The sequence below is a fragment of the Pseudomonas sp. B35(2017) genome, from assembly GCF_002113645.1.
In the GTDB taxonomy this organism is placed as follows: domain Bacteria; phylum Pseudomonadota; class Gammaproteobacteria; order Pseudomonadales; family Pseudomonadaceae; genus Aquipseudomonas; species Aquipseudomonas ekonensis.
This window is the reverse complement of the sequence record NZ_NEIZ01000003.1, coordinates 186,842-210,742: the sequence shown is the minus strand read 5'-3', so window position 1 is coordinate 210,742 and position 23,901 is coordinate 186,842. Positions and strand designations below refer to the sequence as shown.

The window sequence follows — 23,901 nt, the reverse complement described above, 5'->3', positions numbered from 1 at the left end:
CGGCACGCCGTGATTCGGCGGCCGACAGCTCTAGCCTGCGGACTACAGACAATTCCTAACGATTGATGTGCAGTTCCACGCGACGGTTCTGCGCACGGCCCTCATCGGTGTTGTTGTCCGCCACCGGTTCGCGCTCGCCGCGTCCTTCGCTGGTGAGCTTGCCGGGCTCCAGCCCCTGGCTCAGCAGGTACGCCGCCACGCTGCTGGCGCGCCGCTCCGACAGGGCCTGGTTGTAGGCGTCGGTGCCTTTGCTGTCGGTGTGGCCGATGACCTTGATGCTTACCACGTCGGCGTTGCGCAGCTTGTCCATCAACGAATCCAGTTGGCTTTTCGCAGCCGGGGTCAGGTCGGACTTGTCGAAATCGAACAGCACGTTGCCGGCATCGCTCAGGGTGATGACTTCGGTCTGTGGGGCCGGGGCCGGTTTCTCGGTGGCCGGGTACTGCGGCAGCGGGCAGCCGCGGTGGTCGACCGGTGTGTTGGCCGGTGTGTCGGGGCAACGGTCGCGGCGGTCGAACACGCCGTCGCCGTCTTCATCGCCGTCCTGGGCGTAACAGATCAGTCCGCCGGTGAGGATCCCCAACGCCGCGCCGCCGCCCGCCCAACCGCCGTTTTCGAGCGCGCCGAGACCGCCGCCGACCAGCCCGCCGATGAGGCTGCAGATCGGCCACGTGCGTTGATTGAGGGGAGCGGTGCCATCGCTGTGGGTGGCGCAACCGGTCAGCAGGCTGCCCAGCAGCAGAACCGGCAAGACGGACCTTGTGAGAACACTCATCGTGAAAGCTCCTGTGTCACCGGCCCATACCGGTTACACAGGAGTAAAGACCCGCATCCGCGACTGCACAAGCCGCGGATGCGAGGGGGCTCAACGCACGATTTTGATTTCCGTGCGACGGTTCAGCGCGCGGCCGTCCGCAGTCTTGTTGTCCGCCACCGGTTGGCTTTCACCGGCACCGGTCACCGACACGAAGCTTGCGCGAGGCACGCCTTGCTGGATCAGGTACTCGACCACCGAGTGCGCACGGCGGTCCGACAGTTTCTTGTTGTAGGCATCGCTGCCCACGCTGTCGGTGTGACCGGTCACGGTCAGCTGCGCGGTGGAGGATTCCTGTTTCAGGCGCGAGGCGACCTTGTCCAGGACCTGTTTATCGGATGGCGTCAGCGTGGCCTTGTCGAACTGGAAGTGCACATCGCGGATCACGATGGTTTCTTCCTTGACCACGACCGCTTCTTCCACCACTGGCGCAGGTGCCGGTGGAGGGCAGCCGTCGGCGTCGACCTTCACGCCGCGAGGCGTGTGGGGGCACTTGTCGCGGCTGTCCGGCACACCGTCGCCGTCCTCGTCGCCGTCACCGTGCACCCAGCAGTAGGCCGCTGCCGTACCACCGACCAACAGCGCGCCGTAACCGGCCCAGGACGAACTTTCCGTCGCCCCGAGACCTGCGCCGACGACACCGCCGACTGCCGCACAGGTCGGCCAGTCGGTTTTCTGCAAACCTGCACAACCAGTCAACACACTGGTTAGCAGAACCAAGGGCAATGCTGTCCGAACTATGCTCATCTAGTTTTCTCCTGAGGGATCGGCTTGCAACCGATTCAGGGAGTAAAGACCGGAGTTTTAATCTCCGCCAGCAATAGGTGATGGCTGTTTGCACGCCTGTTCACGGGACTTCGCCGCACTTGCCGCAAACCCGCGAAACAGGGCGCTAGGCTCCTGCGCCCCGGCACGCTAGTCTTGACGGCCTGACCGAGGATTTTCCATGACCGTCGCCCTTTCCCCCCGTACGCCGCAGCAGGCGCTGGCCGCCCTGCTCGACCGCTACGCGCCGGCCCGCCTGCTGCTGATCGGCGCCAGCGAGTTCCCGGCCCTGGCCGCCTTCAAAGAGGCCCACCCGGACACCCGCGTCGCCCACGCCGCTCCCGGCGCCTTGCCCGATGAGCTCGCCGCGCAGCGGTTCGACCTGGCGCTGGTGGTCGATTGCCTGGAGCACCTGCCCAAGCGCGACGGCCTGAACCTGCTGGGCGGCATCCGCAACCTCAACGCCAGCCGCATCGCCGTGCTGGCGGACCTTGCGGCCAGCGGCTGGCAGGAGACGGACTTCTACTCCCTGGCCCTGCAGGCCAGCGAGCGCTTTGCCCGCGACGAGCAGGTGCTGACCCTGTTCACCTACGATCTGCTTGACTACAAGCAAGTCCCCGACTGGCTCAACTCGAAGTTCTGGGCCAACCCGGAAAACTTCGGCAAATATTGGTGGTGACGCAATGAGTACAGCCATTTGCCCCTGCGGCAGCGGCAACCTGCTGGAAGCCTGCTGCGGCCATTATCACGCCGGTCATCCGGCCCCCTGCGCCGAAGCCCTGATGCGCTCGCGCTACAGCGCCTATGTGCTGGGCCTGGTCGACTACCTGGTGGCGACCACCCTGCCTGCCCAGCAAGCGGGGCTGGATCGCCAGTCGATCAGCGACTGGAGCGCCCAGAGCACCTGGCTCGGCCTTGAGGTGGAAAGCTCGGAAGTGCTCGGCGGCCAGCCGGAGCACGCCTTCGTCACCTTCACCGCCCGCTGGCACGACAGCCAGGGCGAACACAGCCACCGCGAACGCTCGTCGTTCGTGCAGAACGCCGGCCGCTGGTACTTCATCGACCCGACCGTGGCGATGAAGACCGGCCGCAACGACGCGTGCCCCTGCGCCAGCGGGCAGAAGTTCAAGAAGTGCTGCGCGGGGTATTTCGGCGCGTGAGGTGAGCGGCGTCTAGACTGGGCCGAAAAGGAGTGACTCCATGCCCGGTCGATGGCGCAACCTGCAATTCCTCAGCCTGCTGCTGTTTCTGGCCCTGGGCGGCTGCGCCTCGTGGTTCGCTGACGACTTGCCCGACCCGGCCGTTCATTTGGTGAGGGTCGAGGTGGTGCGGGCCAAGCTGCTGGAACAGAAGTTCATCCTGCACTTTCGCATCGACAACCCCAACGACAGCGACCTGACCGTGCGCGGCCTCGAATACCGCGTGCACCTGGCCGGCCTGCTGCTGACCGAGGGCGAGCACGAACACTGGATCACGGTGGGGCCCAAACGCAGCGCTTTCTATAAGGTGCCGGTGCGCACCAACCTGTGGCCCCAGGTGAAAGAGGTGGTGAAACTGCTGAAGAACCCGAACCAGCAGATCCCCTACCGGCTGCAGGGCGAGATGGAAACCGGTTTATTCATCGCGCACTACGTGCACCTGGAGCGCAATGGCGTGATAATCCCCGCCGAATTGATTCCGGAGTGACCCCGATGACCCAGCAACCTCATGTCCATGGCCCTGACTGCAACCACGATCATGACCATCACCACCACGACCATGGCCATGTCCACGGCCCGAACTGCGGCCACGCCCACCAGGAGCCGGTGCGCAACGCCCTGAAGGACGTCGGCCGCAACGACCCTTGCCCGTGCGGCAACGGCAAGAAATTCAAGAAGTGCCACGGCGCGTGACGCCTGGGGCGAAGACCGCCTTCGCCTGACCGACCGCCATCGCCAGCAGGCTGGCTCCCACCTTGTTCTGCAGTGACCGCAAACACTGCATTCAACCGAGATTCTGTGGGAGCCAGCCTGCTGGCGATGGCGTCAGACCGAGCGCCGCAAGGCTGGCAGAAGACTGTTGTTCTCGGATGGAATCCGCGTCGCGCACCTCTCCTGTGGGAGCTGGCTTGCCAGCGATGACGTCAGCCCATTCACCGCCTCTGCCCTCAGACCGCCGCCAGAATCTCGCGGCTGCCGACCACCGTCGCATACTCGCCGTGCAGGTTCCCCAGCGACATCGCATGCACATCCTCGGCCGAACGCAAGGCACCGAAGAAATCGGCCTTGTCGAAGGTGAAGCACGCATCCTCCGCCACCCAGGCCTCGAACCCCAGATTGCCCGCCGTGCGCGCCGTGGCCTCCACGGAGTTGTGGGTCGCCACGCCGACGATGACCAGTTGCCCGATCCCCGCCCCGCGCAACATCGCTTCAAGCCCGGTCGCGCAGAACGCATCCGGCACCTGCTTCTGGACCAGCCGCTCGCCGTCCTGCGGCGCGAAGCGTTCCTGAAACTCCACCCCCGATTGCCCGGGCCAGAACACCGAGTCCGGTGAACGGGACAAGTGCTGGACATGGATCACCGGCCGGCCGCTGCGGCGCCACGTCCCCAGCAGGTCGAGGATCCGCGCCTCGGCCTGCGGATTGTTCCGTCGCCCCAGGCGCGGATGCAGGATGCCTTTCTGCTGGTCGATGATGATCAGGGCAGCGTTGGCCTGAAGCTCCATGGCGGTGTTTCCCTCGAAAGGTCAGTTGATCGACCACTTCAACATCTCCGTTCGCTGCAGAGCAAGCACCCCGTTCCGTCGCACGCAGCGCCCCGCCCCGGAAATAACTGTGTCACCCGCTTGCGCGGCCCCTTCCCGCTCACTAACGTAGCGCCTTTACTGACGCTACCCCCCGCAGGAGCCTTGCCATGGCCTCGCCAGCCCTCACACAATTTCTTCCCCGGTTCGGCGTTGCCGCAGCAGTGGCCGGCGTCTTGAGCCTGGCCGGTTGCCAGACCTGGAACGCTCAGGATTCGCTCCCGCCCGTCTCCGGCGTGCAACCGCTCAAGGGCCTGGCGCAGAACGTCTCGGTGCGGCGCAACGCCATGGGCATGCCGCTGATCGAAAGCAACAGCTTCCACGATGCGCTCTTCGCGTTGGGCTATGTCCATGCCGGCGACCGGATCAACCAAATGGTGACCCTGCGCCTGCTGGCCCAGGGCCGTCTGGCGGAGATGTCCGGCCCGGCCCTGCTCGATGCCGACCGCTACATGCGCGCGGTCAACCTGAAGAAAAGCGCCGACGAGCTGTACAAGGCCTCGTCGCCGCGGCTCAAGCGCTTCTTCGAAGTCTATGCGCGGGGCGTCAACGCTTACCTGTTCCGCTACGCCGACAAGCTGCCGGGGGACCTGGCCGCCAGCGGCTACAAGCCGGAGTACTGGAAGCCTGAGGATTCGGCGCTGATCTTCTGCCTGCTGAACTTCAGCCAGTCGGCCAACCTGCCGGAAGAGATCGCCTCGCTGGTGCTCGCACAGACCGTCACCACCGACAAGCTGGCCTGGCTGACCCCGTCGGCGCCAGACGAAAACCTACCGCTGGCCGAAGCCGACAAACTGCAAGGCATCAAGCTCAACGGCCAGGTGCCGGGCTTGAGCGAACTGAGCAACGCCACCCAGCAACTGGCGGCGTTGAACCTGCTCGGCGCCGGGTCGTCGAGCAACTGGGCCATCGCCCCGCAACGCAGCCGCAGCGGCAAGAGCCTGCTGGCCAGCGACAGCCACGGCCCGCTCGCCGCTCCGTCGCTGTGGAGCTTCGTGCAGATCCGCGCTCCCAAATACCAGGCCGCCGGGGTGACCGTGGCCGGCCTGCCGATGGTGCTCGGCGGCTTCAACGGCAAAGTGGCCTGGAGCATCAGCAGCGTGCAGGGCGACAACCAGGACCTGTTCCTGGAGAGGATCCGCCGTCAGGGCAGCAGCCTGACCTACGAGGTCAACGGCAAATGGCAGCCGTTGGCGGTGCGCCAGGAAACCTATTTCGTCAAAGGCCAGCGGCCGATCCGCGAAGCGGTGTACGAAACCCGCCACGGTGCGCTGCTCAACAGTGCTCAGGCGGCCCAGGGCTCGGGTTTCGGGCTTGCGCTGCAAGTGCCGAGCTTCACCGACGACAAGTCCCTCGATGCGCTGTTCGACCTGAGCCGCGCGCAGAACGCCGAGCGCGCCTCGGACGCCAGCCGGGAAATCCGCGCCATCGGGCTGAACCTGGTGTTCGCCGACGCCAGCGACATCGGCTGGCAGGTCACCGGCCGCTTCCCGAACCGCCGCGAGGGCGAAGGCCTGTTGCCGTCGCCGGGCTGGGAGGGCCGCTACGATTGGGACGGCTACGCCGACCCGATGCTGCACCCCTACGATCAGGCCCCGGCCCAGGGCTGGCTCGGCACCGCCAACCAGCGGGTCATCCCCCATGGCTACGGCATGCAGCTGTCCAACTCCTGGGCTGCGCCGGAGCGCGGCGAGCGCCTGGCCGAGCTGGCCGGCAGCGGCAAGCACGACAGCCGCAGCGTGATTGCCATGCAGTACGACCAGACCACCCTGTTCGCCGCCAAACTGAAGAAGATGTTCGAAGCGCCGGGCATGGCCCAGCCGCTCAAGCGGGCGATCGAAGCCCTGCCGGACGCCGACCGCGCCAAGGCCCGCGAAGCCTACACGCGCCTGATGGCGTTCGACGGCAAGCTCAGCCCGACCTCCGCCGATGCGGCGATCTACGAGCTGTTCCTGCAGGAAAGCATGAAGCAGATCTTCCTCGACGAACTCGGACCGCAGAGCAGCCCGGCGTGGAAAGCCTTCGTCGCCAACGGCGACCTGTCCTACGCCGCCCAGGCCGACCACTTGCTGGGCCGCGAGGACAGCCCGTTCTGGGACGATGTCCGCACCCCGCAGAAAGAAGACAAACCGGCGATCCTGGCCCGCAGCCTGGCCGCCGCCATCAGCGCCGGCGACAGCCAGCTGGGCGGCGACCGCAGAGCCTGGCAGTGGGGCAAGCTGCACCGCTACGAGTGGAAAAACGCCAACGGCCAGACGATCCGCGGCCCGCTCGCCGCCGGCGGCGACCACACCACGCTCAACCTGGCGGCCTTCGCCTGGGGCCAGGACGCCGCCGTCAGCCGCGCGCCGTCGATGCGCTTCATCGTCGACTTCGGCCAAAGCGAACCGCTGTCGGCCCAGAACGGCACCGGCCAGTCCGGCAACCCGGCCAGCCCGAACTACCTGAACGGGATCGAACCGTGGCTCAAGGGGCAGTACATCGGCCTGCCGATGCAGCCGCAGAACTTCGACCGGGTCTACGGCAAGACCCGCCTGACCCTCACCCCAGGCAAATGAACGCCGCCCGCCGCCGCATCCGCTCGGCGGCGGGCACGGCCCCTGTAGGCGCCAGCCTGCTGGCGATGGCGGCCGGTCTGGTCCATCGAGGCCGGATGTGCCGCCGTCATCGCAAGCAAGCTTGCTCCCACAGGGTTCTGCCGTGACCACAGATTCTGCATTCACCCACGCTTCACTGTGGGAGCCAGCCTGCTGGCGATGGCGTCCGCCAAGACGCCGCAGGGCCGCGCTGTCACGCCCGCAGCCTGCGCGCACCACGCTCCCGAAACGGCTTTTTCGGCGCCCGCAAAATCGATAGAACTTTCGGACCCGCGCTCACCTCATAGCTGACAGGCCCCTCTATCGAGGTAACGACATGGAGCTTGTCATCGCGCGTCCGGAAGGCTTGTACTGCCCTGCCGGGGATTTCTATATCGACCCGTGGCGGCCGGTCGAACGCTCGGTGATCACCCATGCCCACGGCGACCATGCCCGCACCGGCAACCGGCATTACCTGGCCAGCAGCGCCAGCGCCGCAGTCCTGCGCGCACGCCTGGGCCCGGACATCAACCTGCAGACCCTGCCCTACGGCCAGCGCCTGACCCACCACGGCGTCACCTTGAGCTTCCATCCCGCCGGCCATGTGCTGGGATCGGCGCAGATCCGGCTGGAATACGGCGGCGAAGTCTGGGTCGCCTCCGGCGACTACAAGATCGAGGCCGACGGCACCTGCGCCCCGTTCGAACCGGTGCGCTGCCACACTTTCATCACCGAATCGACCTTCGGCCTGCCGATCTACCGCTGGCAGCCGCAGGCCGAGGTGTTCGCCGACATCAACCGGTGGTGGCAGGCGAACACCTGCGCCGGCAAGGCCAGCGTGCTGCTGTGCTATGCGTTCGGCAAGGCGCAGCGGATTCTGCACGGCATCGACCCGTCGCTCGGGCCGATCCTCTGCCACGGCGCGGTCGAGCCGCTGAACCGGGTCTACCGCGAGGCCGGCGTTCATCTGCCGCCGACGCGCTACGCCGGTGACGTGCAGAAGAACGACCCGTTGCTGCGCCAGGCCCTGATCATTGCCCCGCCCCAGGCGGGCGGCAGCAGTTGGATGCGCCGTTTCGGCGACTACAGCGACGGCTTCGCCAGCGGCTGGATGCGCCTGCGGGGCCCCCGGCGGCGGCGCGGCGTGGACCGGGGCTTCGTGCTGTCGGACCACGCTGACTGGCCCGGCCTGCTCTGGGCCATCGGCCAGACCGGCGCCGAACGCGTGAAGGTCACCCACGGCGCGGTCGGCACGCTGGTGCGGCACCTGCGCGAACAAGGGCTGGACGCCCAAGCCTTCAGCACGGAATACGGCGACGACGAAGACGACAGCCCGGCCATCGCCCAGGTGCAGCCATGAAAGACTTCGCCCGCCTGTATGCCGAGCTCGACACCAGCACCTCCAGCAATGCCAAGCTCGCCGCCATGCAAGCGTATTTCACCCGGGCGGCGCCGCAGGATGCGGCTTGGGCCGTGTATTTCCTCGCCGGCGGACGTCCCCGGCAGCTGGTGCCGGTGCGGACCCTGCGGGATCTGGCGGTGGAGCGGTCGGGGTTGGCGCCGTGGCTGTTCGAAGAGTGCTATCAGGCGGTCGGGGACCTGGCGGAAACCCTCTCGCTGGTGCTGCCGCAGAACCCGGACATCTCCGAGGAGGGCCTGGCCGAGTGGATCGAACGCAAGCTCTTGCCGCTGCGCGGCGAAACCCCGGAGTACCTGGCCCGGCAACTGCCGGCGCTGTGGGCACAGCTGGACCGGCCGGGCCTGATGCTGTGCATCAAGCTGATCACCGGCAGCTTCCGGGTCGGCGTCTCGAAGCTGCTGGTGACCCGTGCCCTGGCCGCCCTGGCCGGGCTCGACAGCAAACGCGTGGCGCAGCGGCTGGTGGGCTACACCGACCTCGCCAACCGGCCTGACGCGGCGCGCTACCTGCAACTGATCGCCCCCGAATCCAGCGAAGAGCACGCCCGGCGCGGCGGCCAGCCCTATCCGTTCTTCCTTGCCCATGCCCTGTCGCAGCCGCCGGAGCAGTTCGAGGCGCTGCTGGGCCCGCCCGCCGGTTGGCAGGTGGAATGGAAGTGGGACGGCATCCGCGCCCAGGCGGTGCGGCGCGACGGCCGGCTGTGGATCTGGTCGCGGGGTGAGGAACTGGTGACCGAACGCTTCCCGGAACTGGGCGGCCTGCTCCGCGGCTTGCCCGACGGCACTGTGATCGACGGCGAAATCGTGGTCTGGAAAGACACCCCGGGGTCGCCGTCGGTGCAGCCGTTCGCCCTGCTCCAGCAACGGATCGGCCGCAAGCGCCTGGACAAGAAAATCCTCGAGGACGCCCCGGTGGCGATGATCGCCTATGACCTGCTGGAGTGGCAGGGCGAGGATTGGCGCAATCGGCCGCAAAGCCAACGGCGCGAACAGCTGGAGCAGGTCATCGCAGGCTGCGCCGATCCGGTTCTGCGGCTCTCGCCGATCCTCACCGCCGACGACTGGGCAGGCCTGGCTCGCCAGCGCGAGGCGTCGCGGCGCCTGGGGGTGGAAGGCATGATGCTCAAGGCCCGCGATGCGCTGTACGGCGTGGGCCGCACCAAGGACATGGGTGTGTGGTGGAAATGGAAGGTCGATCCGTTCAGCGTCGATGCGGTGCTGATCTACGCCCAGCGCGGCCAGGGCCGGCGCGCGAGCCTCTACAGCGACTACACCTTCGCGGTGTGGGACGGCCCGTCCGGCGCCGGCCAGCGCTCGCTGGTGCCGTTCGCCAAGGCCTACTCGGGGCTGACCGACGAGGAAATGCGCCAGGTCGACATCATCGTGCGCAAGACCACCGTGGAGAAGTTCGGCCCGGTCAGCAGCGTCACGCCCAGCCTGGTGTTCGAACTGGGCTTCGAAGGCATCGCCCTCTCGCGCCGGCACAAAAGCGGCATCGCCGTGCGCTTCCCGCGCATGCTGCGCTGGCGCCAGGACAAGAGCGTGGACGAGGCCGACGACCTGGCCACCTTGCAGAACCTGCTGACCTGATCCCTCGCCGCACGAGCGTCACTCACCACGGCTGTCACAAAACGGTGCGGCGCATCGCACCTGCCCGATTCCGTGCACCGATCCCCCGCGCCGTCCCTTCCTACACCTTTTAAAACACTTGTTCGGGACTCTGGTTCGGAAATTGCTACTTTCTATAGGTCGTAAGCGTTCCAGTAACAATACTTCTGCGCCCACAAGCGCTCTTATTGGTTCTTAGGGATTGAATAATGAAAAAAGCATTGCTGACCCTTTCTGCACTGGCGTTGTGCATGGCTGCCGGTTCCACGCTGGCCAAGGAGTACAAGGAGCTGCGGTTTGGCGTTGACCCTTCCTACGCGCCGTTCGAGTCGAAAGCGGCCGACGGCAGCCTGGTGGGCTTCGACATCGACCTGGGCAACGCGATCTGCGCCGAGCTCAAGGTCAAGTGCAAGTGGGTCGAAAGCGACTTCGACGGCATGATCCCGGGCCTCAAGGCCAACAAGTTCGACGGCGTGATCTCGTCGATGACCGTGACCGAGGCCCGCGAGAAGGTCATCGACTTCTCCAACGAGCTGTTCTCCGGCCCGACCTCCTTCGTGTACAAGAAAGGCGCCGGCATCACCACCGACACCGCGTCGCTCAAGGGCAAGACCGTCGGCTACGAGCAAGGCACCATCCAGGAAGCCTACGCCAAGGCCGTGCTGGACAAGGCCGGCGTGAAGACCCAAGCCTACGCCAACCAGGACCAGGTGTACGCCGACCTGGTCTCCGGTCGCCTGGACGCCTCGATCCAGGACATGCTGCAGGCCGAGCTGGGTTTCCTGAAGTCGCCGCAGGGCGCCGACTATGAAGTGAGCAAGCCGGTGGACGACAAACTGCTGCCGTCCAAGACCGCTGTCGGTATTAAGAAAGGTAACACCGAGCTGAAAGCGCTTTTGGATAAAGGTATCAAAGCGTTACACGATGATGGCAAATACGCAGAGATTCAAAAGAAACACTTCGGTGATCTGAATCTGTACAGCGGCAAGTAATGCCACGGCGCCCATCCCGGATGGGCGCCTTTCTCATCCGTTCAGGTTGCTGATTCATGTTCGAAAACCTATTACAGAATCTGGGGCTTTCCGCCTTCAGCCTCAAGGGCTTCGGCCCGTTGCTGTGGGAAGGCACCTGGATGACCATCAAATTGTCGGCGCTGTCGCTGCTGGTGGCCGTGCTGCTCGGCCTGATCGGCGCCAGCGCCAAACTGTCGAAGGTCAAGCTGGTGCGCCTGCCCGCCCAGCTCTACACCACGCTGATCCGCGGGGTGCCGGACCTGGTGCTGATGCTGCTGATCTTCTACAGCCTGCAGACCTGGCTGACCTCCCTCACCGATTACATGGAATGGGAATACATCGAGATCGACCCGTTCAGCGCCGGCGTGCTGACCCTGGGCTTCATCTACGGCGCGTATTTCACCGAAACCTTCCGCGGCGCGATCCTCGCGGTGCCCCGGGGCCAGGTCGAAGCCGCCACCGCCTACGGCCTCAAGCGCGGCCAGCGTTTCCGCTTCGTGGTGTTCCCGCAAATGATGCGTTTCGCCCTGCCGGGCATCGGCAACAACTGGATGGTGATGCTCAAGGCCACCGCGCTGGTGTCGATCATCGGCCTGGCCGACCTGGTCAAGGCCGCCCAGGACGCCGGCAAGAGCACCTATCAGCTGTTCTACTTCCTGGTGCTGGCCGCCTTGATCTATCTGCTGATCACCAGCGCCTCCAACTTCATCCTGCGCAAGCTTGAACGCCGCTACGCCGCCGGGGCCCGGGAGGCCATCCGATGATCGAACTCCTGCAGGATTACTGGAAAGCCTTCCTTTATACCGACGGCAACAACATCACCGGGCTGGCCATGACCCTCTGGCTGCTCAGCGCCTCGATCTTCATCGGCTTCATTACCTCGATCCCGCTGTCCATCGCCCGGGTCTCGCCGCACTTCTACATCCGCTGGCCGGTGCAGTTCTACACCTACCTGTTCCGCGGCACGCCGCTCTACATCCAGCTGCTGATCTGCTACACCGGGATCTACAGCCTGGCCGCCGTGCGCGCCCAGCCGGTGCTCGACAGTTTCTTCCGCGATGCGATGAACTGCACGATCCTGGCCTTTGCCCTCAACACCTGCGCCTACACCACGGAGATCTTCGCCGGGGCGATCCGCAGCATGAACCACGGCGAAGTCGAAGCGGCCAAGGCCTACGGCCTGACCGGCTGGAAACTGTACGCCTACGTGATCATGCCGTCGGCCCTGCGCCGTTCGCTGCCGTACTACAGCAACGAAGTGATCCTGATGCTGCACTCGACCACCGTGGCCTTCACCGCGACCATCCCGGACATCCTGAAAGTCGCGCGGGACGCCAACTCGGCGACCTTCCTGACCTTCCAGTCGTTCGGCATCGCCGCCCTGATCTACCTGACCGTCACCTTTGCGCTGGTCGGCCTGTTCCGCCTCGCCGAACGCCGATGGCTGGCCTTCCTCGGGCCGACCCACTAGGACACCTTTGCAATGCGCCATCAGATACATGAGCTGCTGGCCCCGCTGCCGGGGACCGCGCGCCAGATCCACAGCTTCCACTTCGGCCCGCAGAAGGGCCAAGGCAAGATCTACATCCAGTCCTCGCTGCACGCCGACGAACTGCCCGGCATGCTGGTGGCCTGGCACCTCAAGCGACGGCTGACGGAGCTGGAGGCCGCCGGCCGCCTGCGCAGCGAAATCGTGCTGGTGCCGGTGGCCAACCCGGTCGGCCTCGAACAGGTGCTGATGGACGTGCCGCTGGGCCGCTACGAGCTGGAGAGCGGGCAGAACTTCAACCGCTGGTTCGTCGACCTCAGCGAAGAGATCGGCAACGACATCGCCGAGCGGCTGGGCGACGATCCCCGGCGCAACCTCGAACTGATCCGCGCCAGCCTGCGTGCAGCCCTTGATCGCCAGACTGCCGCCACCCAACTGCAATCCCAGCGCCTGACCCTGCAGCGGCTGGCCTGCGATGCGGACATGGTGCTGGACCTGCACTGCGACTTCGAGGCCGTCACCCACCTCTACACCACGCCCGAGGCCTGGCCGCAGGTCGAACCGCTGGCGCGCTCCATCGGCTCCCAGGCCAGCCTGCTGGCCACCGACTCCGGCGGCCAGTCGTTCGACGAATGCTTCACGCTGCTCTGGTGGCAGCTGCAAGAGCGCTTCGGCGAACGCTTCGACATTCCGCCCGGCAGCTTTTCGGTGACCGTCGAACTGCGCGGCCAGGGCGACGTCAGCCATCCGCTGGCCGAACAGGACAGCCAGGCGCTGATCGATTACCTGACCCACTTCGGCGCGATCGCCGGCGAACCGGTGCCGCTGCCGCCGCTGCCCTTCCCGGCCACGCCGCTGGCCGGGGTCGAGCCGGTCGCCACGCCGGTCGGCGGGCTGCTGGTGTTCACCGCCACGCCGGGCCAGTACCTGGAGGCCGGCCAACAGATCGCCGACATCATCGACCCGATCACCGACCGCGTGACCCCCGTCCACTGCACCGTCGCCGGCCTGCTGTACGCGCGCTCGCTGCGCCGCATGGCCACCGCCGGCATGGTCGTCGCCCATGTGGCCGGCGCCGAAGCCTACCGCAGCGGCTATCTGCTTTCGCCTTGAGGATGCCTGTTCCATGTACAAACTGACTGTTGAAGACCTGCACAAGAGCTACGGCGACCATCAGGTGCTCAAAGGCGTTTCGCTCAAGGCCAAGACCGGCGACGTGATCAGCCTGATCGGCGCCAGTGGCTCGGGCAAGAGCACCTTCCTGCGCTGCATCAACTTCCTCGAACAGCCCAACAGCGGCGCGATGAGCCTCGACGGCCAGCCGATCCGCATGGCCACCGACCGCCACGGCATGCACGTCGCCGACCCGGACGAACTGCAGCGCCTGCGCACCCGCCTGGCCATGGTGTTCCAGCACTTCAACCTGTGGAGCCACATGACCGTGCTGGAGAACATCACCATGGCCCCGCGCCGGGTGCTGGGCTGCGCCAAGGCCGAGGCCGAAGACCGCGCCCGCCGCTACCTGGACAAGGTCGGCCTGCCGGCGCGGGTGGCCGACCAGTACCCGGCGTTCCTTTCCGGCGGCCAGCAGCAACGGGTGGCCATCGCCCGGGCGCTGGCGATGGAGCCGGAGGTGATGCTGTTCGACGAGCCGACCTCGGCCCTCGACCCGGAACTGGTCGGCGAGGTGCTCAAGGTGATCCAAGGCCTGGCCGACGAGGGCCGCACCATGATCATGGTGACCCACGAAATGAGCTTCGCGCGCAAGGTGTCCAGCCAGGTGCTGTTCCTGCACCAAGGGTTGGTGGAGGAAGAAGGCGCGCCGGAGGACGTGCTGGGCAACCCCAGGAGCGAGCGGCTGAAGCAGTTCCTCAGCGGCAACCTCAAGTGAACCGTCCCTGAAAACGCAACGGCCGGTCAGCGGAAACCTTTTCGGCTTCCGTTGACCGGCCGTTCGTTCGGGCGACGGTTCAAGCGACAGGCGCCGGCGGCGGTTCGTCCGGCAAGGTGGGCTCACCGGGTTCGGTCGGCTGTTCGTTGGGCGTATCGGGGTCGGGTTGACCGGGAATGCCCCCGGCCATGCCGACGGGCGGTTGCGCCAGCAACGACCAGGCCAATACCCCGACCTGATTGGGCTCGAGCCTTGCCAGTTCGGCGGTGATTCGCGGATCGATCTTCATGGGGGCCCTCCTCGGCGAAGGCCCGCTCTGCGCAAGGCAAAACGGGCGGTACACCCCATAGAGTGTCCACCCGCCGAAGAATTCCCGGCAAATGCCGGACGGACGGATCAGGTGCGCGGCAGGGTCACGCCGCGCTGGCCCTGATACTTGCCGCCGCGATCCTTGTAGGAGACTTCGCATTGCTCGTCGGATTCCAGGAACAGCATCTGCGCCACGCCTTCGTTGGCGTAGATCTTCGCCGGCAGGTTGGTGGTGTTCGAGAATTCCAGGGTCACGTGGCCTTCCCACTCGGGTTCCAGCGGCGTGACGTTGACGATGATGCCGCAGCGGGCATAGGTGCTCTTGCCCAGGCAGATGGTCAGCACGTTGCGCGGAATGCGGAAGTACTCGACGGTGCTGGCCAGGGCGAAGGAGTTCGGCGGAATGATGCACACGTCGCTGTGAATGTCGACGAAGCTGCCGGCGTCGAAGTTCTTAGGATCGACGATGGCCGAATTGATGTTGGTGAACACCTTGAAATGATTGGTGCAACGCACGTCGTAGCCGTAGCTCGACACACCGTAGGAAATCACTCGGCTGTCGTCGCTGCCGCGCATCTGGCGCTCGACGAACGGTTCGATCATGCCGTGTTCCTGCGCCATGCGGCGAATCCACTTGTCCGATTTGATGCTCATGGCGGGTGTCCTGAATAGCGAGGTGGAAAAAATCTGTCCGGCATCTTACCGGGCGCGTCGCCGGGTTCAAAGTCCGGGGCGCGATTATCCCCCCATCGCCAGGTTTCACGGGGCCTGGCGACGAACCGTCACACCGCCGGTCCCGAAAACGGAGAAACCTTCGCAAGAAGCATTGGCACGTTCATGAAAAAGGGTTAAGGTGGCGCCACTGTGCTGCTTGTGTCACTGAGAATCTCTCCACGATATGTTGAATTTCGATCCAACCGTCTACAAGAATTTTTCCTGCTCTTTGCACTCAGTCTCGGCCAGGGTTCTTCCTGAGTCGCAGTAATCTTTGTCCAAGGAGTTTCACCATGTCCAATCGCCAAACCGGTACCGTTAAGTGGTTCAACGATGAGAAAGGCTTCGGCTTCATCACCCCACAATCCGGTGACGATCTGTTCGTACACTTCAAAGCCATCCAGGCTGACGGTTTCAAAACCCTGAAAGAAGGCCAGCAGGTTTCTTTCATCGCTACCCGCGGTCAGAAAGGCATGCAAGCTGAAGAAGTACAAGTTATCTAACTTGTCGCTTTAGCGAAAAAAGAGCCCCGCCCTCAACGCGGGGCTTTTTTGTGGGCGCCTGCTTATGGCGCAGGCAAAAAAAACGCAGCCCGACGGCTGCGTTTTTTTGTGGGCGGCGTTACCAGGCCACACCGAACCCGGCGGTGTAGCGGGTCTTGTTCAGGTCCGCATCGTTGGTGCCGCTGATGATGTCGCGCTCGGCCTTGACGTTCAGCGAGGCCCAGTCGGTGACCTTGTAGCGCAGGCCCATCTCCGCATCCAGGGCGTAGTTCGCGACATCGGACAACGGCTTGCCGACTTCGCCGTTGGTGAAGAACTCCACCTTCTTGCCGATCAGGTAGCGGTTGTAGTCCCACTTCACCGCCACCGAGTAGAAATTGTCCTTGCTGCCGTCGCGGTACTCATAGTCGGTGCGGTTGAACAGCGAGCCCAGGGAGAACGCCCCCAGCTCGTCGTCCCAGAACTGGTAGCCTGGACCGGTGCCGACCACCCGCTGGCGCGCCAGCTCTTCGATGTGGTCGCGCTTGTAGCTCAGGCGGCCTCGCCAGAACCACTGATCGGTGAGGAAGCGGTCGAGGGAGTACTCGGCGCGCCAGTTGTCGGTGGTGGTGACGTCATCCTGCACCTCGCGGTTGTATTCGCCTTCACCGGTGTGCCGCCAGCGGCCGTGGCGCGCAGAGGTCTTGAAGCCGATGTCGTAGTCGTCGGTGTCCTTTTCGGCCCGCTGGTAATCCAGGGCCAGGTCGACGTTGCCCTTCCACACCAGATCCTCGACCACAGGCTTGGGCTTGAGGATCTGCTGGATGCTCGCCAGTTCGACGGTCTTCGGCGCCTCGCCGTTGGCCAGGGTGACCTTGCCGTCGCCGGCGGCGCTCAGCGACTTGGCCTTCTCGCCGCTGTAGGCATCCTGCTTGACCAGCAGTTCCTGATCGCTCTCCAGGGTCTTGACCTGTTTCCAGTCGATCGTGACGGCACCGGCGTACGGGGTCTGGATCAACAGCTTGCCGCCGTCGAACAGCGTGATCTTGCCGCTCAGCTTGTCGCCGTTGTTCAACCAGACGGTATCGGCAAGCAGGGGGGTGGATGCGCTGAAGACAGCGAGGCACAGCAGGGTTCTGGACAACATAAGCGAATCGGGGGCTCGAGTTTGCGGGAAAAAAGGTCGGCATTATCCGTAGGAATAAGTCCCTGACAACGACTGACATGACTATTTCTGTTGAGTTCATTTCTCAATTGGCCCTGCACCGATTAGGCTTAAAGGCATCGAGGCGATTGTTTTGCACAACCGCGCAGGAACCGCAGACGTGACAGACCCGAACCCAACCGACGAAAGCCAGGCGCAAATCCGACGCACGGCGCTCTACTCGACCCTGGCCCAAGTGCCCGAAGGCAAGGTCGTCAGCTATGGTCAATTGGCCGAACTGGCCGGGTTGGGGCGCGCCGCCCGCTGGGTCGGCCGCACCCTGAGCCAACTGCCCGGCGACACCCGGCTGCCGTGGCACCGCGTGCTCGGCGCCGGCGGCCGCATCAGCCTCCCGGCCGGCAGCCCATCGGGGGACGAACAACGGGCGCGGTTGCGCATGGAAGGGGTCACCGTCCTGAACAATCGTGTGGATATTCGGCGCCATGGCTGGCGTCCGGTAGAGCACAGCGGTTAGAGTGCGCGCTTTGTTTTCGCAATCTTGAGGCAGACTTCAGCCCATGCCCCGTAAAACCTGGCGCGCCGCGCTCGCCGCCTATGCCAGTCCTTCGACGCTCGTGCTGTTGTTGCTGGGTTTCGCCGCCGGCCTGCCGTACATGCTGGTGTTTTCAACGCTGTCGGTCTGGCTGCGCGAAGCCGGCGTGGCCCGCGAAACCATCGGCTACGCGAGCCTGATCGGCCTGGCCTATGCGTTCAAGTGGGTCTGGTCGCCGCTGCTCGACCAATGGCGCCTGCCGCTGCTGGGCAAACTGGGGCGTCGCCGCTCCTGGCTGGTGCTGTCGCAGTCGCTGGTGATCCTCGGCCTGGTCGGCATGGGTTTCTGCGATCCGCAGAAGCACCTGTCCTGGCTGATCGCCATCGCCGTCCTCGTCGCGTTCGCCTCCGCCACCCAGGACATCGCCGTGGACGCCTATCGCCTGGAGATCGCGGACGACAACCGCCAGGCCGCGCTCGCCGCCAGCTACATGTCCGGCTACCGGGTCGCAGCCCTGCTGGCGACCGCCGGTGCACTGTTCTTCGCCGAAGGCTTCGGCTCCACCGGCTTCAACTACCAGCATTCAGCCTGGACCGGCACCTACGTCCTGTTCGGCGTCCTGATGGTGCCGGCGCTGCTGACCTCCCTGCTGATGCGCGAGCCGCCCGTGCCGCTGCGCACCCAACTGCAGGCCGGCCGCTACACGTTCATGCACCAGCTGATGTCGGTGTTCGTGCTGATCATCCTGCTGGTGTCCGTGCCGGCGATGTTCACCCAGCTCTACAACACCGACTTCGCCAGCGTGCTGTTCGAAGGCGTCAGCCTGCTCGACCTGCTGCTGGAGGACCGCGCGTTCCTGCGGGCGATCCTCTACACCACCCTCACCTGCCTGTGCCTGTCGGCCATGGGCCGCCGGGGCCTGGCGCCGGTGCTGACGCCGGTCAACGACTTCATCCTGCGCTACCGCTGGCAGGCCCTGCTGCTGCTTGGGCTGATCGCCACCTACCGGATGTCCGACACGGTGATGGGCGTGATGGCCAACGTGTTCTACATCGACCAGGGCTTCACCAAGGACCAGATCGCCAGCGTCAGCAAGATCTTCGGCCTGATCATGACCCTCGTCGGCGCCGGCATGGGCGGCCTGCTGATCGTGCGTTTCGGCATCCTGCCGATCCTGTTCATCGGCGGCGCGGCCTCGGCGGCCACCAACCTGCTGTTCCTGATGCTGGCCGACATGGGCCCGAACCTGAAGATGCTGGTGCTGACCATCTCCCTGGACAACTTCAGCTCCGGCCTGGCCACCTCGGCGTTCGTCGCGTACCTGTCGAGCCTGACCAACCTCAAGTTCTCCGCCACCCAGTACGCCCTGCTCAGCTCGATCATGCTCCTGCTGCCGCGGCTGATCGGCGGCTATTCCGGGGTGATGGTCGAGAAGTTCGGCTACCACAACTTCTTCCTGATCACCGCGATGCTCGGTGTGCCGACCCTGGTGCTGATCGCCCTGCACTGGTTCCAGGAAAGCCGCCGCGAAGGCCCGACGCCGACGCCCGAGCCCGTGCAGGCGCCGGTCGCGGAAGAGTCGTAGGGCATTTCGCCAAAGGCGGGACGAATCCCGCCGTTCTGCCCCGCCGCCGGCCGCACGCCTGTACGTCAGCAAATCTCGCCCGTACAATGCTCCGTCTATTTCCAGTCTCAGCAACCGACAACGGCCAATCATGCGCACCAGTCAATTTTTGCTCGCCACACAGAAAGAAACGCCTTCCGACGCGGTCGTGATCAGCCATCAGCTGATGCTGCGCGCCGGCATGATCCGCAAACTCGCTTCGGGCCTGTACACCTGGCTGCCGATGGGCCTGCGGGTAATGCGCAAGGTGGAAGCCATCGTCCGCGAAGAAATGGACGCCGCCGGCTCTCTGGAAGTGTTGATGCCGGGCACCCAGCCGGCCGAACTGTGGCAGGAGTCGGGACGCTGGGAAGAATACGGCCCTGAACTGCTGCGCATCAAAGACCGCCACGGCCGCGACTTCTGCGCAGGCCCGACCCACGAAGAGGTCATCACCGACCTGATGCGCAACGAGTTGAGCAGCTACAAGCAGCTGCCGATCAACCTGTACCAGATCCAGACCAAGTTCCGTGACGAGATCCGCCCACGCTTCGGCCTGATGCGCGGCCGCGAATTCATCATGAAGGACGCCTACTCGTTCCACGCCGACCTGGCCTCGCTGCAGGTCACCTACGACCGCATGCACCAGGCGTACTGCAACGTGTTCACCCGCCTGGGCCTGAAGTTCCGCCCTGTGGAGGCCGACAACGGTTCCATCGGCGGCGCCGGCTCCCATGAGTTCCACGTGCTGGCCGAGTCCGGCGAAGACGACATCGTCTTCAGCAACGGCTCCGACTACGCGGCCAACATCGAGAAGGCCGAAGCCGTGCCGCGCGAAACCTCGCGTCCTGCACCGACCGAAGAGCTGCGCCTGGTCGACACCCCGGACACCAAGACCATCGCGGCCCTGGTGGAAAAATTCGGCCTGCCGATCGAAAAGACCGTCAAGACCCTGATCGTGCACGCCGAAGAGAAAGGCAAGCTGATTGCCCTGATCATCCGCGGCGACCACGAACTCAACGAAATCAAGGCCGCCAACCAGCCTGGCGTGGCCAGCCCTCTGGTCATGGCCAGCGACGCGGAGCTGCGTGACGCCATCGGCGCCGGCGCCGGCTCCCTCGGCCCGCTGAACCTGCCGCTGCCGATCATCATCGACCGCTCGGTCGAACTGATGAGCGACTTCGGCGTCGGCGCCAACATCGACGACAAGCACTACTTCGGCCTGAACTGGGAACGCGACCTGCCGGTTCCGACCGTGGCCGACCTGCGCAACGTCGTGTCCGGCGATCCGAGCCCGGACGGCAAGGGCACCCTGGAGATCAAGCGCGGCATCGAAGTCGGGCACATCTTCCAGCTGGGCAACAAGTACAGCAAGGCGATGAAGTGCGAAGTGCTGGGCGAGAACGGCAAGCCGGTCACCCTGGAAATGGGTTGCTACGGCATCGGCGTGTCCCGCGTGGTGGCTGCGGCCATCGAGCAGAACAACGACGAGAACGGCATCATCTGGAGCGACGCCCTGGCACCGTTCCAGATCGCCCTGGTGCCGCTGCGCTACGAGACTGACCTGGTGCGCGAAGCCACCGACAAGCTGTACGCGGAACTGACCGCCGCCGGCTTCGAAGTGCTGCTGGACGACCGCGACAAGAAGACCAGCCCGGGCATCAAGTTCGCGGACATGGAACTGATCGGCATCCCTCACCGGATCGTGGTCAGCGACCGTGGCCTCGCCGACGGCAACCTGGAATACAAGAGCCGTTCCGAGGCCGAGGCGCAAGCGCTGCCGGTCGCTGACGCGCTGTCCTTCCTGCAGGCCCGCATCCGCCGCTGACACCAGATAGAGACGTCATGTTCAAGCGAAACACCTTAGGCCTCGGTGGCGCCGCCCTGTGCGGCGCCCTGCTGGTCAGCGGCTGTGCCAACCACATGTCGCAACGCAGCGAGCACGAGGAACGGGTCGAGCGCAAACTGCTCGATCACAGCCTGCAGATCGATGTCGGCGAGCCCAAGGTGCTTGAGCTGCCGCAGCGGCGCGTGAAGATCCACGAGCAGAAGACCTTCGAGGTCACCGAGTTCGAGGTCACCCGTCACTACGACCGCTACACGCCTTACCAACCCTGGCGGGAAATCTACGAGATCCCGCTGGGTGCGGTGGCGGTGGTGGCCGGCGTCGGCGCCAACGTGGTCAACGTGTTCGCCCTGGGCAACCTGCCGGACAGCGTGACCAAGGACTGGCTGAGCTACGGCTTCGCCGGGCTCAACCCGTTCATGAACGTACAGTCCCACGGCCGTGCGCAACAGAACCTGGCCGGCATCGACGAAGTCCAGCGCGACAAGCGCACGGAATACTCAAGCCTGCCGTGGAGCGAGCGCCCCGTTCAGGTCAAGGCCGGCAAGCAGACCTTCGACATGACCACCGACCGCAACGGCGTGCTGCGCCTGAACCTGCTGGACAGCCCGTTCGCCGAGCATGACCTCAATCACCTGGGCAAACTGCAGATCAGCGTGGAAGACGCCAAGGACGACGTGCACACCGACTCGTCGCTCGCGATCAGCACCCACCTGCGCGGCAAGCTGCTGGAGGCCCACGCGCTGATCTACGACGATCTGGAAGACGACGAAGTGAGCCAGTGGGTGCACCGGGTCAAGCGCCTGTCGGAGCTGGGCCTGGAAGAGGAAGCCAGCGAGCTGGAACAGAGCCTGATCGAGCTGACCCGCAACGATCCGGAACTGCAGACCGAATTCCTCAAGTCCCTGACCAGGGATGCCGGGCGCCTGGTGGCGGACCCGGGGCCGAACTGAGAACAAAGCAATGGGGACCATGGCGGTCTGCCTGACGGGCCGCCTTAGCCAGGCTCCACCACCGGATCAGCGCTCAAACAGCTCCATCTGCTCGAACCCGCCCCGCAGATCCTCCAGCCTCACCCCCACTCCCAACAACCGCACGGGCTTGCCGCCCCGGTTGAACGCCTGGGTCAGCATCAACTGATAACTGCCCAGATCCCGCCCTGCCCCGGCCTGCTCCAATGTGGTCTGGGTGAAGTCATGGAACTTCACCTTGACGAACGGCTTGCCCGGCCGGTAGCTGCTGTCGATCCGCGCCATGCGGGTCTTGAGGGTCTCCAGCAGTTCCGGAAGCTTGTCCAGGCAACTACGCAGATCCGGGAGATCGACGTCGTAGGTGTTTTCGACGCTGATCGACTGCCGGCGGCTGTCGTTGTGCACCTGCCGCTCATCGATCCCGCGGGCCAAGCTCCACAGACGCTCGCCGAAACTGCCGAACTCGCGCACCAGCGTCAACTTGTCCCATTCGCGCAACTGCCGGCAGTCGTCGATGCCCAGCTTGTGCAGCTTGTCGGCGGTGACCTTGCCCACGCCGTGCAGCTTGCCGACCGGCAAGCCGGCGACGAAGTCCTCGACCTGGTCCGGCGTGACCACGAACAGACCATTGGGCTTTTTCCAGTCGCTGGCAATCTTGGCCAGAAACTTGTTCGGCGCCACCCCGGCGGACACCGTGATGTGCAGCTGATTGGACACCCGTCGGCGGATGTCCTGGGCGATCCGTGTGGCGCTGCCGCCAAAATGAGCGCTGTCCGACACATCGAGGTAAGCCTCGTCCAGCGACAGCGGTTCGATCAGGTCGGTGTAGTCGCGAAAGATCGTGTGAATTTCCTTCGACGCCTCGCGATAGGCGTCCATCCGGGGCTTGACGATGGTCAGATCCGGGCACAGCTTCAGTGCATGGCCGGAAGACATGGCCGAACGCACGCCGTACGCACGCGCCTCGTAGTTGCATGTAGCGATCACCCCGCGACGCTCCGGCGAGCCGCCAACGGCCAGAGGCTTGCCGGCCAGGCTCGGGTCGTCACGCATCTCGATGGCGGCGTAGAAACAGTCACAGTCGATGTGGATGATTTTTCGCTGGGTCATGACAGAAAGGAAAACATGGCAAGCCGGATCGGCAGTATCTCACTGACACCTGTATATAGCACCAGTACTCAGAAGGTTCTTTTTCACCCGTAGGAAATCCGAACCGAATTTATTTCTTCAATCGAGATTAGCCGGGCAATAGAGCTGAAACCCTTGCCCTGCCTGCCCCGCAGCCTTCCAGGCCACCGTGAAATTCCGCTAAGCGGTTGAAGCTCAACAGATTTTTTCCACATTGCCGGTTGACACCCCGGCAATCCTCTGTAGAATGCCGCCACATCAGACGCGGGATGGAGCAGCCTGGTAGCTCGTCGGGCTCATAACCCGAAGGTCGTCGGTTCAAATCCGGCTCCCGCAACCAAACATCAAAAAAGGCCACTTGAAAAAGTGGCCTTTTTTGTGCGCGCGTGTATTGCAGGCGCGACACAAACCCTTGCGACTGAACCACTTAGCGCTCCCCCGCAGGCCGTCCGGCCGAAATGCACACTAATTTGACCCTTATCCGCATTAGCGGTTGACACTGCGCCGCCGGTCTGTAGAATGCCGCCTCACAGACGCGGGATGGAGCAGCCTGGTAGCTCGTCGGGCTCATAACCCGAAGGTCGTCGGTTCAAATCCGGCTCCCGCAACCAAACATCAAAGAAGGCTACTCGAAAGAGTGGCCTTTTTTGTATCTGTGGAAAAAGTCCTTTCGCAACAATGATCTGTCATCGTGCAGTGAACCCTTCAGGATCCTCAGACCCGCCGCACAGCGACTATGCTTGAGTCGCGGGCCGGTGCCTGCGATCCGGAAACCGCCCTCGCCGCCATCCGGC

At 64.7% G+C, this 23,901-nt stretch carries 24 protein-coding genes and 2 tRNA genes; 19 read left to right on the top strand and 7 right to left on the bottom strand.

Going from position 1 to position 23,901, the window contains the following annotated elements; genetic code table 11:
- Positions 1-55: 55 nt before the first annotated feature.
- Both CAG41_RS07585 and CAG41_RS07580 read right to left on the bottom strand, forming a co-directional pair.
- The gene (locus tag CAG41_RS07585) at positions 56-775 is read right to left on the bottom strand and encodes an OmpA family protein (RefSeq protein ID WP_085581608.1); all 720 of its coding nucleotides are present in this window, start codon (positions 773-775) and stop codon (positions 56-58) included.
- Positions 776-865: 90 nt separating this feature from the next.
- Positions 866-1,561, bottom strand: a complete 696-nt coding sequence (locus CAG41_RS07580) for an OmpA family protein (RefSeq protein ID WP_085581606.1) — start codon at positions 1,559-1,561, stop codon at positions 866-868.
- A 199-nt stretch (positions 1,562-1,760) separates the two neighbouring features.
- On the opposite strand from CAG41_RS07580, the gene CAG41_RS07575 reads away from it, so the two are divergent.
- The 4 genes from CAG41_RS07575 to CAG41_RS07560 are packed head-to-tail and all read left to right on the top strand — an operon-like array spanning position 1,761 to position 3,471.
- Positions 1,761-2,258, top strand: coding sequence for a DUF6231 family protein (locus tag CAG41_RS07575; protein ID WP_085581604.1), 498 nt, complete (start codon positions 1,761-1,763; stop codon positions 2,256-2,258).
- A 4-nt stretch (positions 2,259-2,262) separates the two neighbouring features.
- Complete coding sequence (locus CAG41_RS07570; protein WP_085632142.1) at positions 2,263-2,739, top strand: YchJ family protein; 477 nt, start codon at positions 2,263-2,265, stop codon at positions 2,737-2,739.
- A gap of 40 nt (positions 2,740-2,779) precedes the next feature.
- Positions 2,780-3,265 carry an LEA type 2 family protein gene (locus CAG41_RS07565; protein WP_085706821.1) on the top strand — a complete coding sequence of 162 codons (486 nt, stop codon included), beginning with the start codon at positions 2,780-2,782 and terminating at the stop codon, positions 3,263-3,265.
- 5 nt (positions 3,266-3,270) lie between these two features.
- Positions 3,271-3,471, top strand: a complete 201-nt coding sequence (locus CAG41_RS07560) for an SEC-C metal-binding domain-containing protein (RefSeq protein ID WP_085581598.1) — start codon at positions 3,271-3,273, stop codon at positions 3,469-3,471.
- Positions 3,472-3,725: 254 nt separating this feature from the next.
- On the opposite strand, the gene CAG41_RS07555 is transcribed toward CAG41_RS07560, so the two are convergent.
- Entirely contained in the window at positions 3,726-4,283 is a 558-nt protein-coding gene (locus CAG41_RS07555) for a cysteine hydrolase family protein (protein ID WP_085637342.1), read from the bottom strand.
- A 188-nt stretch (positions 4,284-4,471) separates the two neighbouring features.
- On the opposite strand from CAG41_RS07555, the gene CAG41_RS07550 reads away from it, so the two are divergent.
- The 8 genes from CAG41_RS07550 to CAG41_RS07515 all read left to right on the top strand — a co-directional run bounded on the left by CAG41_RS07550 (position 4,472) and on the right by CAG41_RS07515 (position 14,357).
- A complete protein-coding gene (locus CAG41_RS07550; protein WP_085706820.1) occupies positions 4,472-6,919 on the top strand; it encodes a penicillin acylase family protein in 2,448 nt (815 codons plus the stop codon).
- A gap of 355 nt (positions 6,920-7,274) precedes the next feature.
- On the top strand, positions 7,275-8,297 hold the full coding sequence (locus CAG41_RS07545) for a ligase-associated DNA damage response exonuclease (protein ID WP_085581590.1): 1,023 nt from the start codon (positions 7,275-7,277) through the stop codon (positions 8,295-8,297).
- On the top strand, positions 8,294-9,946 hold the full coding sequence (locus CAG41_RS07540; RefSeq protein WP_085637348.1) for an ATP-dependent DNA ligase: 1,653 nt from the start codon (positions 8,294-8,296) through the stop codon (positions 9,944-9,946). The genes CAG41_RS07545 and CAG41_RS07540 overlap by 4 nt, the downstream gene beginning before the upstream one ends.
- A 227-nt stretch (positions 9,947-10,173) precedes the next feature.
- Positions 10,174-10,956 carry a transporter substrate-binding domain-containing protein gene (locus tag CAG41_RS07535; protein ID WP_085581586.1) on the top strand — a complete coding sequence of 261 codons (783 nt, stop codon included), beginning with the start codon at positions 10,174-10,176 and terminating at the stop codon, positions 10,954-10,956.
- A 56-nt stretch (positions 10,957-11,012) separates the two neighbouring features.
- Positions 11,013-11,741, top strand: a complete 729-nt coding sequence (locus tag CAG41_RS07530) for an ABC transporter permease (RefSeq protein ID WP_085581584.1) — start codon at positions 11,013-11,015, stop codon at positions 11,739-11,741.
- Positions 11,738-12,448 carry an ABC transporter permease gene (locus CAG41_RS07525; protein WP_085581582.1) on the top strand — a complete coding sequence of 237 codons (711 nt, stop codon included), beginning with the start codon at positions 11,738-11,740 and terminating at the stop codon, positions 12,446-12,448. The genes CAG41_RS07530 and CAG41_RS07525 overlap by 4 nt, the downstream gene beginning before the upstream one ends.
- 12 nt (positions 12,449-12,460) lie before the next feature.
- A complete protein-coding gene (locus CAG41_RS07520; protein ID WP_085706819.1) occupies positions 12,461-13,579 on the top strand; it encodes a succinylglutamate desuccinylase/aspartoacylase family protein in 1,119 nt (372 codons plus the stop codon).
- Positions 13,580-13,592: 13 nt separating this feature from the next.
- A complete protein-coding gene (locus CAG41_RS07515; protein WP_085581578.1) occupies positions 13,593-14,357 on the top strand; it encodes an ABC transporter ATP-binding protein in 765 nt (254 codons plus the stop codon).
- 79 nt (positions 14,358-14,436) lie between these two features.
- On the opposite strand, the gene CAG41_RS07510 is transcribed toward CAG41_RS07515, so the two are convergent.
- On the bottom strand, positions 14,437-14,646 hold the full coding sequence (locus tag CAG41_RS07510; protein WP_085581576.1) for a hypothetical protein: 210 nt from the start codon (positions 14,644-14,646) through the stop codon (positions 14,437-14,439).
- A gap of 107 nt (positions 14,647-14,753) precedes the next feature.
- Complete coding sequence (dcd, locus tag CAG41_RS07505; protein ID WP_085581574.1) at positions 14,754-15,320, bottom strand: dCTP deaminase; 567 nt, start codon at positions 15,318-15,320, stop codon at positions 14,754-14,756.
- A gap of 353 nt (positions 15,321-15,673) precedes the next feature.
- Here dcd and CAG41_RS07500 point away from each other — a divergent pair, with 353 nt between their 5' ends.
- Positions 15,674-15,883 (top strand): cold-shock protein, encoded by a 210-nt coding sequence (locus tag CAG41_RS07500; protein WP_017902777.1) that lies wholly within the window; start codon positions 15,674-15,676, stop codon positions 15,881-15,883.
- Positions 15,884-16,001: 118 nt separating this feature from the next.
- Here the strand turns inward: CAG41_RS07500 and CAG41_RS07495 are convergent, their stop codons facing one another.
- A complete protein-coding gene (locus CAG41_RS07495) occupies positions 16,002-17,009 on the bottom strand; it encodes a DUF481 domain-containing protein (protein WP_085581572.1) in 1,008 nt (335 codons plus the stop codon).
- A gap of 178 nt (positions 17,010-17,187) precedes the next feature.
- Between CAG41_RS07495 and CAG41_RS07490 the strand changes: the two genes are divergently transcribed.
- From CAG41_RS07490 to CAG41_RS07475, 4 genes are all read left to right on the top strand, one after another.
- Entirely contained in the window at positions 17,188-17,541 is a 354-nt protein-coding gene (locus CAG41_RS07490) for an MGMT family protein (RefSeq protein WP_085581570.1), read from the top strand.
- Positions 17,542-17,584: 43 nt separating this feature from the next.
- Positions 17,585-19,144 carry an AmpG family muropeptide MFS transporter gene (locus tag CAG41_RS07485; RefSeq protein ID WP_085581568.1) on the top strand — a complete coding sequence of 520 codons (1,560 nt, stop codon included), beginning with the start codon at positions 17,585-17,587 and terminating at the stop codon, positions 19,142-19,144.
- Between the two features lie 130 nt (positions 19,145-19,274).
- Complete coding sequence (locus tag CAG41_RS07480) at positions 19,275-20,990, top strand: proline--tRNA ligase (RefSeq protein ID WP_085581566.1); 1,716 nt, start codon at positions 19,275-19,277, stop codon at positions 20,988-20,990.
- Between the two features lie 17 nt (positions 20,991-21,007).
- Positions 21,008-21,961 carry a hypothetical protein gene (locus CAG41_RS07475; RefSeq protein WP_085581564.1) on the top strand — a complete coding sequence of 318 codons (954 nt, stop codon included), beginning with the start codon at positions 21,008-21,010 and terminating at the stop codon, positions 21,959-21,961.
- Between the two features lie 66 nt (positions 21,962-22,027).
- Here CAG41_RS07475 and dinB read toward each other — a convergent pair whose 3' ends face one another.
- Entirely contained in the window at positions 22,028-23,089 is a 1,062-nt protein-coding gene (gene dinB / locus CAG41_RS07470; protein WP_085581562.1) for a DNA polymerase IV, read from the bottom strand.
- A 281-nt stretch (positions 23,090-23,370) separates the two neighbouring features.
- Between dinB and CAG41_RS07465 the strand changes: the two genes are divergently transcribed.
- Positions 23,371-23,447: transfer RNA gene (locus CAG41_RS07465), tRNA-Met, on the top strand.
- Positions 23,448-23,641: 194 nt separating this feature from the next.
- Positions 23,642-23,718 (top strand) — tRNA-Met (locus CAG41_RS07460).
- Positions 23,719-23,901 lie beyond the last annotated feature (183 nt).

Bases quoted from the DNA above. Each gene is read 5' to 3' on its own strand.
- CAG41_RS07515 (WP_085581578.1), top strand. From the start codon at position 13,593: ATGTACAAACTGACTGTTGAAGACCTGCACAAGAGCTACGGCGACCAT.
- CAG41_RS07560 (WP_085581598.1), top strand. From the start codon at position 3,271: ATGACCCAGCAACCTCATGTCCATGGCCCTGACTGCAACCACGATCAT.
- CAG41_RS07540 (WP_085637348.1), top strand. From the start codon at position 8,294: ATGAAAGACTTCGCCCGCCTGTATGCCGAGCTCGACACCAGCACCTCC.
- CAG41_RS07475 (WP_085581564.1), top strand. From the start codon at position 21,008: ATGTTCAAGCGAAACACCTTAGGCCTCGGTGGCGCCGCCCTGTGCGGC.
- CAG41_RS07525 (WP_085581582.1), top strand. From the start codon at position 11,738: ATGATCGAACTCCTGCAGGATTACTGGAAAGCCTTCCTTTATACCGAC.
- dcd (WP_085581574.1), bottom strand. From the start codon at position 15,320: ATGAGCATCAAATCGGACAAGTGGATTCGCCGCATGGCGCAGGAACAC.
- CAG41_RS07570 (WP_085632142.1), top strand. From the start codon at position 2,263: ATGAGTACAGCCATTTGCCCCTGCGGCAGCGGCAACCTGCTGGAAGCC.
- CAG41_RS07500 (WP_017902777.1), top strand. From the start codon at position 15,674: ATGTCCAATCGCCAAACCGGTACCGTTAAGTGGTTCAACGATGAGAAA.
- dinB (WP_085581562.1), bottom strand. From the start codon at position 23,089: ATGACCCAGCGAAAAATCATCCACATCGACTGTGACTGTTTCTACGCC.
- CAG41_RS07520 (WP_085706819.1), top strand. From the start codon at position 12,461: ATGCGCCATCAGATACATGAGCTGCTGGCCCCGCTGCCGGGGACCGCG.
- CAG41_RS07575 (WP_085581604.1), top strand. From the start codon at position 1,761: ATGACCGTCGCCCTTTCCCCCCGTACGCCGCAGCAGGCGCTGGCCGCC.
- CAG41_RS07530 (WP_085581584.1), top strand. From the start codon at position 11,013: ATGTTCGAAAACCTATTACAGAATCTGGGGCTTTCCGCCTTCAGCCTC.
- CAG41_RS07565 (WP_085706821.1), top strand. From the start codon at position 2,780: ATGCCCGGTCGATGGCGCAACCTGCAATTCCTCAGCCTGCTGCTGTTT.
- CAG41_RS07510 (WP_085581576.1), bottom strand. From the start codon at position 14,646: ATGAAGATCGATCCGCGAATCACCGCCGAACTGGCAAGGCTCGAGCCC.
- CAG41_RS07550 (WP_085706820.1), top strand. From the start codon at position 4,472: ATGGCCTCGCCAGCCCTCACACAATTTCTTCCCCGGTTCGGCGTTGCC.
- CAG41_RS07555 (WP_085637342.1), bottom strand. From the start codon at position 4,283: ATGGAGCTTCAGGCCAACGCTGCCCTGATCATCATCGACCAGCAGAAA.
- CAG41_RS07495 (WP_085581572.1), bottom strand. From the start codon at position 17,009: ATGTTGTCCAGAACCCTGCTGTGCCTCGCTGTCTTCAGCGCATCCACC.
- CAG41_RS07535 (WP_085581586.1), top strand. From the start codon at position 10,174: ATGAAAAAAGCATTGCTGACCCTTTCTGCACTGGCGTTGTGCATGGCT.
- CAG41_RS07585 (WP_085581608.1), bottom strand. From the start codon at position 775: ATGAGTGTTCTCACAAGGTCCGTCTTGCCGGTTCTGCTGCTGGGCAGC.
- CAG41_RS07580 (WP_085581606.1), bottom strand. From the start codon at position 1,561: ATGAGCATAGTTCGGACAGCATTGCCCTTGGTTCTGCTAACCAGTGTG.
- CAG41_RS07485 (WP_085581568.1), top strand. From the start codon at position 17,585: ATGCCCCGTAAAACCTGGCGCGCCGCGCTCGCCGCCTATGCCAGTCCT.
- CAG41_RS07545 (WP_085581590.1), top strand. From the start codon at position 7,275: ATGGAGCTTGTCATCGCGCGTCCGGAAGGCTTGTACTGCCCTGCCGGG.
- CAG41_RS07480 (WP_085581566.1), top strand. From the start codon at position 19,275: ATGCGCACCAGTCAATTTTTGCTCGCCACACAGAAAGAAACGCCTTCC.